Raw genomic sequence first — 11,520 nt, forward strand, 5'->3', positions numbered from 1 at the left:
TAAAAAAGCCTGGGGCGACCCCCAACGCGTCGCCGAGCTCTACGCCGAACTCCGCAAACTGCCCCTCAACAGCAGCCCCACCCGCATCCACAACCGCTGCCTCGTCACCGGCCGGCCCAAAGCCTACATCCGCAAATTCGGACTCTCGCGAATCACCTTCCGCGAGTACGCCCACCGGGGCTTCCTCCCCGGAGTCACCAAGTCCAGCTGGTAAGTGCGCAAGCAAACGCCAGGGGGAGATCGCACATGACCGTCAGTGACCCCATCGCCGACATGCTCACACGCATCCGCAACGCCAACGCCGCGCGGCACGAAAGCGTCAACATCCCGGCCTCCAAAATCAAAATCGCCATCGCCAAAGTCCTCAAAGAAGAGGGCTTCATTCGCGACTACCAAGTCATCGAAGAGCCCGGCAAACCCCAGCCCAACCTCCGCGTCGAGCTCAGCTACAGCGGCCGCAAACAGCCCGTCCTCAACGGCCTGCAGCGCGTCTCCCGCCCCGGCCTTCGCGTCTACGTCCAACGACGCGAAATCCCGCGCGTCTACGGCGGGCTCGGCATCGCCATCCTCTCCACGCCAAAAGGCGTCATGTCCGGGCAGGAAGCCCGCCGCCAAGAAGTCGGCGGCGAACTTCTCTGCTACGTCTGGTAAGGGGGCGCCGCACCAATGTCACGAATCGGCCGACAACCCATCCCCATCCCACCCAACGTCACCATCACCATCACCGACGACAACCACATCACCGTCAAAGGGCCCAAAGGCGAACTCGCCCGCCAATTCCCCCGGACCATCACCTTCGAACGCCAAGACGGAACCCTCACCGTCCGCCGCACCAGCGACGAAGGCCACGTCCGCGCCCTCCACGGCCTCTCCCGCACCCTCCTCGCCAACATGATCACCGGCGTCACCACCGGCTTCACCAAAGTCCTCGAAGTCCAAGGCGTCGGCTACCGCGCCCAGCTCCAAGGCTCATCCCTCCAGCTCGCCCTCGGCTTCTCCCACCCCGTCATCGTCGCCCCGCCCGAAGGCATCCGCTTCAACGTCGAAGGGCCCCGCATCACCATCGAAGGCATCGACAAAGAGCGCGTCGGCCAAATCGCGGCCAACATCCGCCACATCCGGCCGCCCGAGCCCTACAAAGGCAAAGGCATCCGCTACCTCGGCGAACGCGTTCGCCGCAAAGCCGGCAAATCCGGAAAGGTAGGCAAGAAATGAGCACCACCACCAGCGTCCTCGCACGCAAACGGCGCCACGCCCGCGTCCGCAAAAAAATCACCGGCACCCCCCAGCGCCCGCGCCTCAACGTCTTCCGCAGCGCCCAACACATCTACGCCCAAATCATCGACGACACCAAAGGGCACACCCTTGCCGCCGCCAGCGACACCGAGCCCGCCCTCGCCCAGCAGGCCCGCGGCAAAACCAAAACCGAACGCGCCGCACTCGTCGGAGCCACCATCGCCGAACGCGCGCGCGCCAAAGGCATCGCAACCGTCGTCTTCGACCGCGGCGGATTCCTTTACCACGGACGCATTCGCGCACTCGCAGAAGCCGCGCGCGAAGCAGGATTGGGGTTCTAAATGGCCGACAATCGCCCGGACCGCTTCGAACAACCCGGACCAGAAGACCTCTCCGAAAAAGTCATCTACATCAACCGCGTCGCCAAAGTCGTCAAAGGCGGCCGCCGCTTCAGCTTCTCCGCCCTCGTCGTCGTCGGCGACGGACACGGCTCCGTCGGCGTCGGCCTCGGCAAAGCCAACGAAGTCCCCGAAGCCATCCGCAAAGGCGCCGCCCAAGCACGCCGCAACATGGTCCGCATCCCCATGAAAAGCGGCACCATCAGCCACCCCGTCTGGGTCCGCTTCAAAGCCGCCAAAGTCATGCTCAAACCCGCCAGCCACGGCACCGGCGTCATCGCCGGCGGCGCCGTCCGCGCCATCATGGAAGCCGCCGGCGTCACCGACGTCCTCGCCAAAACCTTCGGCTCCCGCAACCCCGTCAACGTCGCCCAGGCCACCCTCCGCGGACTCGCCACCATGCAAGAAACCGATGGCGCCCGCGAACGACGGCTCGCCATCGCACGGGGAGAACAGTGACATGGCACGCCTCACCGTAACCTGGCGCAAAAGCGCCATCGGCTACAACCAAGACCAAAAAGACACCATCCGCAGACTCGGCTTCCGCCGGCTCCAACAAACCATCCAGGTCGACGACACCCCCGCCATCCGCGGCATGCTCGCCAAAGTCTCCCACCTCGTCGAAATCAACCAAGGAGACGCCTAATGCACGGTGCCCACAACCTTCGCCCCCCGCGCGGCGCCACCCACCCCAAAAAACGCGTCGGCCGCGGCAACGCCAGCGGCCACGGCACCTACGCCGGCCGCGGCCTCAAAGGCCAATCCTCCCGCTCCGGCAAGCGCCTCCCCTACGACGCATTCGAAGGCGGGCAATTCCCCACCTCCCGCAAATTCCACGTCCTCCGCGGCTTCAACAACAAGTGGCGCATCCCCTACCAGCCCGTCAACCTCGAAGCCCTCGACCGCTTCCAAGACGGCACCACCATCACCCCCCAAACCCTCGAACAAGCCGGCATCCTCAAACACCTTCGCCAGCCCGTCAAAATCCTCGGGCGCGGCGAACTCCATCGCAAACTCACCATCACCGCCCACGCCTTCAGCGCCACCGCCAAAGCCCGCATCGAAGCCGCCGGGGGCACCGCCATCCTCATCACCGAGCCCGGCCAAAAGGACAGCTAACCCATGACCGTCCAGGCAGCGCAGCGCCCCCGGCTCCTCCAAGCCATGGTCGATGCCTTCCGCCAGGAAGACGTCCGGCAGAAGCTCCTCTTCACCCTCGCCATGCTCGTCGTCTTCCGCTTCGTCGCCCACGTCCCCCTGCCCAACGTCGACCGCGACGCCCTCCGCTCGGCCTTCCAGGGCAACGCCCTGCTCGACTTCCTCAGCATCTTCTCCGGCGGCGCCCTCCAGAACCTCAGCGTCGCCGCCCTCGGCGTCTACCCCTACATCACCGCCTCCATCATCATGCAAATCCTCCAGCCGCTCGTGCCCTCCCTCCGCAACCTCGCCGAAGAAGGCGAACAAGGCCGGCGGCGGATTCAGGTCATCACCCACTGGGTCACCGTGCCCCTCGCCATGATCCAAGGCTACGGACAGATCCTCTTCATCAACGCCCAGGGCACCGACGTCGTCCGAGACTTCGGCTTCCAGAACGACGTCATCGGCACCTTCGCCACCCTCTTCACCCTCGCAGCCGGCACCATGTTCCTCGTCTGGCTCGGCGAACTCATCACCGAAAACGGCATCGGCAACGGCGTCTCCCTCATCATCTTCGGCGGCATCGTCGCCACACTCCCCTCCCTCATCCCCAACATCACCACCACCAGCATCCTCACCGTCCTCGGCTTCGCCTTCGGCGCCCTCGCCCTCATCTACCTCGTCGTCTTCTTCCAAGAAGCCCAACGCCGCGTACCCGTCCAATACGCCCGGTCCGCCTTCCGCGGCGGCCGCATGTACCGCCAACAAGGCCAAAGCCACATCCCCCTCCGCGTCAACATGGCCGGCATGATCCCCCTCATCTTCGCCTTCTCCATCATGATCCTCCCCGCCACCATCGCCTCCTACTTCATCAGCTCCGGCGGCTGGGTCGGCTCCGTCGCCAACTTCTTCGTCGACCAATTCCAGGGCGGACGCGGCGGCGGCGGCACCGGCTGGTACTGGCTCATCCTCTTCATCCTCGTCGTCATCTTCACCTTCTTCTACACCATGGTGCAGTACCAGCAGCAACAGATCGCCAAAAACCTCCAGCGCCAAGGCGCCTTCATCCCAGGCATCCGCCCCGGCCCGCCCACCGAAGCCTACCTCATGCGCGTCGTCACCCGGATCACCTGGGCCGGCGCCATCTTCCTCGGCTTCGTCGCCATCATCCCCTTCTTCGTCGGCCTCTTCACCGACGTCCGCGCCCTCACCATCTCCTCCACCGGCTTCCTCATCGTCGTCGCCGTCGTCCTCGACACCATGAAACAGCTCGAAGCACAACTACTCATGCGCAACTACGAGGGGTTCATCCGCTAACGTGTACATCGTCCTCCTAGGTCCACCCGGCGCCGGAAAAGGCACCCAAGCACAACGCATCGCCGCCGCCACCGGCCTCCTCCACATCTCCACCGGCGACATGTTCCGCGAGCACGTCAAAAACAACACCGAACTCGGCCAGCTCGCCAACCAATACATGTCCCGCGGCGAACTCGTGCCCGACGAAATCACCATCCGCATGCTCCTCGAACGCATAAGTCGCGACGACGCCCAAGCCGGCGCCATGTTCGATGGCTTCCCCCGCAACCTCGCCCAAGCCATCGCCCTCGACCAAGCCCTCGCCAGCCGTGGCGCCCGCGTCGACCGCGCCCTCCTCATCACCGTCTCCGACGAAGAACTCGTCAACCGCCTCAGCGGACGCTGGATCTGCCGCCAATGCGGCCGGCTCTACCACCAACAGAACGACCCACCCCAAAAACCCGGCATCTGCGACACCTGCGGCGGCCAACTCTACCAACGCGACGACGACAAACCCGAAGTCGTCCGCGAACGCCTCCAGAAACAAAAGCCCCCCGCCGACCTCATCCAACACTACCGCCAGGCAGGCGTCCTCCGCGAAATCGACGGCCAACGCCCCCTCGACGAAGTCACCCAGGCCCTCCTCGAGGCCATCAAGTAGCAATACCATGGCCATCAAACTCAAATCCGAAGACGAAATCCGCCTCATGCGCGAAGCCGGCCGCCTCGTCGGGCGCACCCTCGCCCAAATCCGAGAAATGGTTCGGCCAGGCCTCAACATCCGCGAAATCGAAACCTTCGTCCGCCAAGAATTCAAAAAAGCCGGCGCCAAAGAAACCTTCCTCAACTACCGCCCCTCCCCGCGCTACCCCCCTTACCCCTCCAACATCTGCATCAGCATCAACGAACAACTCGTCCACGGCATCCCCGTCGACCGCCAACTCCAAGAAGGCGACATCGTCACCTTCGACCTCGGCGCCACCCTCAACGGCTACGTCGGCGATGCCGCCATCACCGTCGGCGTCGGCAAAATCAGCCCGCTCGCCGAAAAACTCATCCGCGTCACCGAAGAAGCCCTCTGGGCCGGCATCCGCGCCGCCCGCCCCGGCAACTACCTCAACGACATCCGAGGCGCCATCGAAGACGCGATCAAACCGCACGGATTTGGTATCGTCAGAGGGTACGGCGGCCACGGCGTGGGCCGCGACATGCACGAAGAACCACACGTCGAAAACTATCGCCAGCGCTTCCGCGGGCCCGAGCTCAAACCCGGGCTCGTCCTCGCGCTCGAACCCATGGTCACCGCCGGCTCGCCCGAAGTCATCGAAGGGCCCGACGGCTGGACCGTAAGCACAAAAGACGGTAGCTTATGCTGTCATTTCGAACATACCATCGCCATCCGCGCCGAGGGTGAGGCCGAAATCCTCACCCTCCCCTGACGTTCCCAACATCACCGCACGAGGGTCTATGGCAAAAAAGGACGCGATCGAAGTCGAGGGCACCGTGGTCGAACCCCTCCCCAACGCCATGTTCAAGGTCGAGCTGGCCAACGGCCACGAAGTGCTCGCCCATGTCAGCGGAAAGATCCGGATGAACTACATCCGCATCCTTCCCGGCGATCGCGTTCTCGTCGAACTCTCACCCTACGACCTCAGCCGCGGACGAATCACCTACCGATTCAAATAGGCCCACCCGGCCCACCACCAGGAGAGCCATGAAAGTACGAGCATCCGTCAAACCACGCTGCGACAAGTGCAAAGTCATCCGCCGGCACGGTCGCGTCATGGTCATCTGCGAAAATCCCAAACACAAACAGCGCCAGGGGTAAACGCCACATGGCACGTATCGCCGGAGTCGACATCCCAGCCGACAAGCGACTCGAAGTCGCCCTCACCTACATCTACGGCATCGGGCCCACCCGCGCCAAAGAAGTCCTCGCCGCCACCAACATCTCCCCCGATGCCCGCGCACGCGACCTCACCGACGAAGAAATCCTTCGCCTCCGCGAAGTCATCGAAAAAAACTACATCGTCGAAGGCGACCTCCGCCGCGAAGTCCGCCAGAACATCGCGCGCCTCATCGAAATCAACTGCTACCGCGGCCAGCGCCACCGCCGCAACCTCCCCGTCCGCGGCCAGCGCACCCGCACCAACGCCCGCCAAAAACGCGGCGCCCGCAAAACCGTCGCCGGCAAAAAGCGCGCCGGAAAGAAGTAACAGGAGCTCCCCATGGCCGATCAAAAACGTGGTGCCGACCAAAAACGTGGTGCCGACAAAAACCGCCGCCTGAAGCGACGCGAACGCAAGTCCATCCCGCGCGGGCGCGCCTACATCCAGAGCACCTTCAACAACACCCTCGTCACCCTCACCGACCCCAACGGCAACGTCATCGCCTGGGCATCCGCCGGCGCCTCCGGCTTCAAAGGATCCCGCAAAGGCACCCCCTTCGCCGCCCAAATGGCCAGCGAAAACGCCGCCCGCCGCGCCATGGAGCACGGCCTCCAGTCCGTCGAAGTCTACGTCCGCGGAGCCGGCAGCGGCCGCGAAGCCGCCATCCGCTCCCTCCAGGCCGCCGGCCTCACCATCACCGCCATCCGCGACGTCACCCCCATCCCCCACAACGGCTGCCGCCCACCCAAGCGGCGCCGCGTCTAGGAGCCCGAACACCAATGGCACGCTACACCGGCCCCGTCTGCCGCCTCTGCCGCCGCCACGGCGAAAAACTCTACCTCAAAGGCGAACGCTGCTTCACCCCCAAATGCGCCTTCGAGCGCCGCCCCAACCCACCCGGCCCACGCCCAGCGCGCCGCCGCAAAATCAGCGACCGCGGCCTCCAGCTCCGCGAAAAACAGCGCGCCCGCGCCTCCTACGGCATCCTCGAAAAACAATTCGTCCGCTACTACAAAGAAGCCATCCGCCGCCCCGGCGTCTCCGGCGAAAACCTCGTCCGCCTGCTCGAAACCCGGCTCGACAACATCGTCTACCGCCTTGGTTTCGCCGACTCCCGCGCCCAAGCCCGCCAAATCGTTCGCCACGGCCTCATCGCCGTCAACGGCAAAAAAATCGACATCCCCTCCGCCCACCTCCAAGAAGGCGACACCATCACCTTCACCCCGCGCGGACAGCGGAGCGAGTTCTACAAAATCGTCCAGGAGACCATCAAATCCAAAAACCCCCCCACCTGGCTCACCCTCGACGTCGCCAACATGAGCGGCAGAGTCACCGCCCCACCCGCCGTCGTCCCCGGTGAGACCCACCTCTTCAACGAAAACGTCATCATCGAGTACTACTCGCGCTAACCCCGTCACGGTTGAGGGCACCCACCATGGATTCACTGGAGATGCTCGGGCAAACGTCGGCACAAACCGCCCAACCCCAGCTCACCGTCGAAGAACAAACCCAAACCTACGCACGCCTCGTCGCCGAACCCCTCGAAGCCGGCTACGGCATCACCCTCGGCAACGCCCTCCGGCGCGTCCTCCTCTCCTCCCTCGAAGGCGCAGCCATCACCTCCGCGCGCATCGACCAAGTCCAGCACGAATTCTCCGCCATCCCCGGCATGGCCGAAGACACCACCGAGTTCCTCCTCAACCTCAAAGAAGTGCGGCTCAAGCCCATCTCCAACCGGCCCGCCACCATCTCCCTCGACGTCGAAGGCCCCGCCGTCATCACCGCCGCCGACCTCCAAGTCCCCGCCGACTTCGAACTCGTCAACCCCGACCTCTACCTCGGTCGCCTCGAAACCCCCGGCAGCCGCATCAGCGCCGAATTCCACGCCGAACTCGGCAAAGGCTACCAGCCCGCAGGCACCATCGAGGGGCTCCCCCTCGGAGTCATCCCCGTCGACGCCATCTTCACCCCCATCCGCAAAGTCAACTACCGCGTCGAAAAAACCCGCGTCGGCCAATCCACCAACTACGACCGCCTCATCCTCGAAGTCTGGACCGACGGCACCATCGACCCCGTCGAAGCCGTCGGCTTCAGCTCCGAAATCCTCGTCGAACAATTCACCCTCTTCATCCAACACACCCGGCCCGAGCTCGCCCACGCCTACCACCCAGCCATCGCCACCGGCGGCCCCGGCGGGCTCCTCATGCCGCCCGACCGCTACAACACCCCCATCGAAGACCTCCAGCTCTCCGTCCGCGCCTACAACTGCCTCAAACGCTCCGGCCTCATGACCGTCGGCCAAGTCCTCGAAAAAACCGAAGACGAACTCCTGAGCCTCCGCAACTTCGGCCGCAAATCCTACGACGAACTCCGCGAACGGCTCATCGAGCTCGGCTACATCGACCCCAACCAACCCGGCCTCGTCCCACTCGTCGAACAGTCCACCCGTCCCGCCGCTCGCCCAGCACGCCCCGGAAGCGCAGCCGCACGGACAGCCACCCGCACCAGCGCCATCATCATGGACGACGAAGAAGAGGACGAAGAAAACCTCAGCGCCCTCGGTAAAGCCCTCAAAGAAGCCCTGCTCAAAGACGGTAGCGCCGAAGACCTCATCGGCGCAGACGACGAGGAGTAGCCCCATGCGACACCGCGTAGCCGGCCGCCACCTCGGCCGCGAAACCAGCCACCGAATCGCCCTCTACCGGAACCTCGTCACCGACCTCCTCCGGTACGAGCGCATCACCACCACCGAAGCCAAAGCCAAAGAAATCCGGCCCATGGCCGAGCGCATCATCACCCTCGGCCGCCGCGGCGACCTCCACGCCCGCCGCCAGGCCCTCCGCTTCCTCTACGACCCCAAAGTCGTCAAAAAAGTCTTCGACGACATCGGCCCCCGCATGAAAGACCGCCCCGGCGGCTACCTCCGCATCACCGCCCTCGAGCCCCGCAAAGGCGATGGCGCCCGCATGGCCACCATCGAGCTCGTCGACATCGCCGGCTCCGTCGCCATGCCGCGGCCCCAGCGCGTCACCGCCCCACCCACCACCACCCGCACCCCCACCCCCGGCGCCGCCGCCGCAGCCCGCGCCGCCGCCGACATCGAAGCCGCCCGCACCGCCCAACCCGCCGCCCCCGAAGCCGAAAGCCCCGCACCCCAAACCGAACCCGAAACCGCACCAGAAACAGACACCACAGCAGAAGCCACCACCACACCACAGGCCCAAACCGCGGCCCAAACCCAACCCGAGGAGGAAAAGAACGACTGAACCGGCCACCGCGAAGCGATTCGCGGCGACCGTCAGCTACGACGGCACCGACTTCGTCGGCTCCCAAGTCCAGCCCAACGGCCGGACCGTCCAACAAGAACTCGAACGCGCCGCCGGACGGCTCTTCCAAGCCCCGGTCCGCGTCCAACTCGCCGGACGCACCGATACCGGCGTCCACGCGAGAGGCCAGGTGGCCGCCTTCACCGCCGAAACCCGGCTCGAAGCAGCCACCATCGGGCATGCGCTCAACGCGCTCCTGCCCCAAGATGTAGCAGTGCGCGCCGTGCGCCAAGTCCCGCCGGGATTCGACCCCCGCCGCTGGGCCCGCCGCCGGCAGTACCGCTACACCATCGCCAACGGCGAGGCGCGAGACCCACTCGCCCGCCGCTACGCCTGGTACCTCGAGGGCACCCTCGATCTACCAGCCATGCAGCACCTCGCCGCAGCATTCATCGGCCGGCGCAACTACAGCGCCTTCGCCGGCAAACTCGAACCGGGGCGCTCACCCCTGCGCACCGTGTTCACCACCGGAGTCCATCGCACCGGCGAATGGCTCCACATCGAAATCGAGGCAGACGCGTTCCTGCCCCAGATGGTCCGGCGCATCGTCGCCGCCCTCGTCCGGGTCGGACGCCACGCCGCAACAGAGGAGGAAATCGTCAGCCTGCTCGAACAGCCCCGGCCCGGAGCCTTCACCCACCTCGCTCCCGCCCACGGCCTCTGTCTCGAACGCGTCTGGTACGACGAGGGATACACACCATGAACACCACCGTTCGCATCAAAGCCTCCCAAATCTATAAAGACTGGCACGTCATCGATGCCGCCGGCCAGCCACTCGGCCGCGTCGCCACCCAAATCGCCACCCTCCTCCGAGGCAAACACAAACCCACCTACGAGCCCCACCTCGACGACGGCGACTTCGTCATCGTCGTCAACGCCGCCAAAGTCCGCGTCTCCGGCAAAAAAGCCCAAGAACGCGTCTACTACCGCCACTCCGGCTACCCAGGCGGCCTCAAATCGCGCAGCTTCACCGAACAGCTCCAGCGCTTCCCCGAAAAAGTCATCGAACGCGCCGTCTGGGGCATGCTCCCCAAAGGCCCCCTCGGCAAACAAATGATGCGGCACCTCAAGGTTTACGGCGGCCCCCAACATCCCCACCAGGCGCAGGTCATCGCCTCCCAACGCGCCCAGGAAGCTCGCAAAGCCGCCCTCGACCAGCTCGCCACCACACCCTACAGGCCCAAGGGGCTTCGCCCGCTCACCGGCAGCGAAACCATCGTCCCCGCTGCCCCATCCAGCCAAGCCGCCGAAGTCGCCCGCCGCGCACGAGCCCGCGTCCTCGAGCAGCAAGCCCAACCCACCGAAGCCCCCGCCACCACCGAACCCCCGGCCGCATCCACCGAGCCAACCACCGAAGCCCAACAGAAACCCGCTCGCCGCCGCAAAAAAGCAGAAGAGACCGAGGAGTAACCACCATGGCCGAGCAGCAGTACTACTACGGCACCGGGCGCCGCAAAACCGCCGTCGCACGCGTCCGCCTCATCCCCGGCCCAGGCGCCATCATCGTCAACGGCAAACCCCTCGAAGAAGTCTTCACCCGCGACACCCACCGCGTCGAAATACTCGCCCCGCTCAAGCGCCTCGGACGAGAAGGACGCTTCTCCGCCACCATCAAATGCGCCGGCGGCGGCATCAGCGGCTGGGCAGGCGCCATCCAAATGGGCATCGCCCGCGCCCTCGTCGCCTCCGACCCCACCGTCAAACCCCTCCTCAAGCGGCCCGAAAACCTCCTCACCCGCGACGCCCGCATGAAAGAACGCAAAAAGCCAGGCCTCAAGCGCGCCCGCAAGGCACCCCAGTTCACCAAGCGTTAATCCCCGGGCCACCCACCCCCATCCCCAACACCCACCGAGGACCCCGCCACCGGGGTCCTCGGCGCGTCTCGGCCGTCACCATCCCGTCACCCCAGCGTTTCGCTGACGCCCCCCTGCCGCCCCCTCACGCCCGCCGATCCCCACCATGGAGGAACGCGTGAACACCGGGAACCTCGTCTTCGTCGCCGCACTCCTCGCCGCAGGAGCCCTCGCCTACCAATCCACGACCGGCGGAAAGGCAGCCCCGCCGCCATCCACCCCCACCCCCACCGCCCAAGAACCCCACACCCCCGGCCACAGCCCCCAGACCCCGGCCACACCCCAAGCCGACCACCCAGCCACCCAACCCACCGGTCCTGCCCCCACGCCCACCCCCACCATCCGACTCACCCTCGACCAAGTCCGCTCCCTCCCCAGACCGCCC

18 protein-coding genes and 3 pseudogenes are annotated in these 11,520 nt (G+C 65.5%); all 21 read left to right on the forward strand.

Annotation, left to right across the window (positions count from 1 at the left end; genetic code table 11):
• On the forward strand, positions 1 to 214 hold a 214-nt coding region (rpsN, locus tag VAE53_RS13135), incomplete at its 5' end, for a 30S ribosomal protein S14 (RefSeq protein ID WP_369294006.1).
• A 32-nt stretch (positions 215 to 246) separates the two neighbouring features.
• Complete coding sequence (rpsH, locus tag VAE53_RS00320) at positions 247 to 651, forward strand: 30S ribosomal protein S8 (protein WP_322817361.1); 405 nt, start codon at positions 247 to 249, stop codon at positions 649 to 651.
• A 15-nt stretch (positions 652 to 666) separates the two neighbouring features.
• A complete protein-coding gene (gene rplF / locus VAE53_RS00325) occupies positions 667 to 1,215 on the forward strand; it encodes a 50S ribosomal protein L6 (protein WP_322817362.1) in 549 nt (182 codons plus the stop codon).
• Positions 1,212 to 1,577: a 50S ribosomal protein L18 gene (gene rplR, locus VAE53_RS00330; RefSeq protein WP_322817363.1), complete on the forward strand. Its 366-nt coding sequence runs from the start codon at positions 1,212 to 1,214 to the stop codon at positions 1,575 to 1,577. The genes rplF and rplR overlap by 4 nt, the downstream gene beginning before the upstream one ends.
• Positions 1,578 to 2,093: a 30S ribosomal protein S5 gene (gene rpsE / locus VAE53_RS00335; protein ID WP_322817364.1), complete on the forward strand. Its 516-nt coding sequence runs from the start codon at positions 1,578 to 1,580 to the stop codon at positions 2,091 to 2,093. It begins immediately after the preceding gene.
• A gap of 1 nt (position 2,094) precedes the next feature.
• Complete coding sequence (rpmD, locus tag VAE53_RS00340; RefSeq protein WP_322817365.1) at positions 2,095 to 2,280, forward strand: 50S ribosomal protein L30; 186 nt, start codon at positions 2,095 to 2,097, stop codon at positions 2,278 to 2,280.
• Positions 2,280 to 2,753, forward strand: a complete 474-nt coding sequence (gene rplO / locus VAE53_RS00345; RefSeq protein ID WP_322817366.1) for a 50S ribosomal protein L15 — start codon at positions 2,280 to 2,282, stop codon at positions 2,751 to 2,753. The genes rpmD and rplO overlap by 1 nt, the downstream gene beginning before the upstream one ends.
• Positions 2,754 to 2,756: 3 nt before the next feature.
• A complete protein-coding gene (gene secY / locus VAE53_RS00350) occupies positions 2,757 to 4,088 on the forward strand; it encodes a preprotein translocase subunit SecY (protein ID WP_322817367.1) in 1,332 nt (443 codons plus the stop codon).
• A gap of 1 nt (position 4,089) precedes the next feature.
• Complete coding sequence (locus VAE53_RS00355; protein ID WP_322817368.1) at positions 4,090 to 4,728, forward strand: adenylate kinase; 639 nt, start codon at positions 4,090 to 4,092, stop codon at positions 4,726 to 4,728.
• Positions 4,729 to 4,735: 7 nt separating this feature from the next.
• On the forward strand, positions 4,736 to 5,506 hold the full coding sequence (map, locus tag VAE53_RS00360; RefSeq protein ID WP_322817369.1) for a type I methionyl aminopeptidase: 771 nt from the start codon (positions 4,736 to 4,738) through the stop codon (positions 5,504 to 5,506).
• 28 nt (positions 5,507 to 5,534) lie between these two features.
• The gene (gene infA / locus VAE53_RS00365; RefSeq protein WP_322817370.1) at positions 5,535 to 5,753 is read left to right on the forward strand and encodes a translation initiation factor IF-1; all 219 of its coding nucleotides are present in this window, start codon (positions 5,535 to 5,537) and stop codon (positions 5,751 to 5,753) included.
• Positions 5,754 to 5,781: 28 nt separating this feature from the next.
• Positions 5,782 to 5,895, forward strand: a complete 114-nt coding sequence (gene rpmJ / locus VAE53_RS00370; protein ID WP_158067480.1) for a 50S ribosomal protein L36 — start codon at positions 5,782 to 5,784, stop codon at positions 5,893 to 5,895.
• Positions 5,896 to 5,902: 7 nt separating this feature from the next.
• On the forward strand, positions 5,903 to 6,283 hold the full coding sequence (gene rpsM, locus VAE53_RS00375) for a 30S ribosomal protein S13 (RefSeq protein WP_322817371.1): 381 nt from the start codon (positions 5,903 to 5,905) through the stop codon (positions 6,281 to 6,283).
• A 12-nt stretch (positions 6,284 to 6,295) separates the two neighbouring features.
• A complete protein-coding gene (gene rpsK, locus VAE53_RS00380; protein WP_322817372.1) occupies positions 6,296 to 6,721 on the forward strand; it encodes a 30S ribosomal protein S11 in 426 nt (141 codons plus the stop codon).
• Positions 6,722 to 6,735: 14 nt separating this feature from the next.
• Positions 6,736 to 7,365, forward strand: coding sequence for a 30S ribosomal protein S4 (gene rpsD / locus VAE53_RS00385; protein WP_322817373.1), 630 nt, complete (start codon positions 6,736 to 6,738; stop codon positions 7,363 to 7,365).
• 26 nt (positions 7,366 to 7,391) lie between these two features.
• The gene (locus VAE53_RS00390) at positions 7,392 to 8,591 is read left to right on the forward strand and encodes a DNA-directed RNA polymerase subunit alpha (RefSeq protein WP_322817374.1); all 1,200 of its coding nucleotides are present in this window, start codon (positions 7,392 to 7,394) and stop codon (positions 8,589 to 8,591) included.
• 4 nt (positions 8,592 to 8,595) lie between these two features.
• On the forward strand, positions 8,596 to 9,222 hold the full coding sequence (gene rplQ, locus VAE53_RS00395; RefSeq protein WP_322817375.1) for a 50S ribosomal protein L17: 627 nt from the start codon (positions 8,596 to 8,598) through the stop codon (positions 9,220 to 9,222).
• 28 nt (positions 9,223 to 9,250) lie between these two features.
• Positions 9,251 to 9,985: pseudogene (gene truA / locus VAE53_RS00400) on the forward strand (tRNA pseudouridine(38-40) synthase TruA); the annotation flags it as partial.
• Positions 9,982 to 10,389: pseudogene (rplM, locus tag VAE53_RS13130) on the forward strand (50S ribosomal protein L13); the annotation flags it as partial. The pseudogenes truA and rplM, both read left to right, overlap by 4 nt.
• A gap of 308 nt (positions 10,390 to 10,697) precedes the next feature.
• The gene (rpsI, locus tag VAE53_RS00410; RefSeq protein ID WP_322817377.1) at positions 10,698 to 11,096 is read left to right on the forward strand and encodes a 30S ribosomal protein S9; all 399 of its coding nucleotides are present in this window, start codon (positions 10,698 to 10,700) and stop codon (positions 11,094 to 11,096) included.
• 157 nt (positions 11,097 to 11,253) lie between these two features.
• Positions 11,254 to 11,520, forward strand: a pseudogene (locus VAE53_RS00415) (hypothetical protein); the annotation flags it as partial.

It is taken from the genome of Tepidiforma sp. (genome assembly GCF_034432735.1).
In the GTDB taxonomy this organism is placed as follows: Bacteria; Chloroflexota; Dehalococcoidia; order Tepidiformales; family Tepidiformaceae; genus Tepidiforma.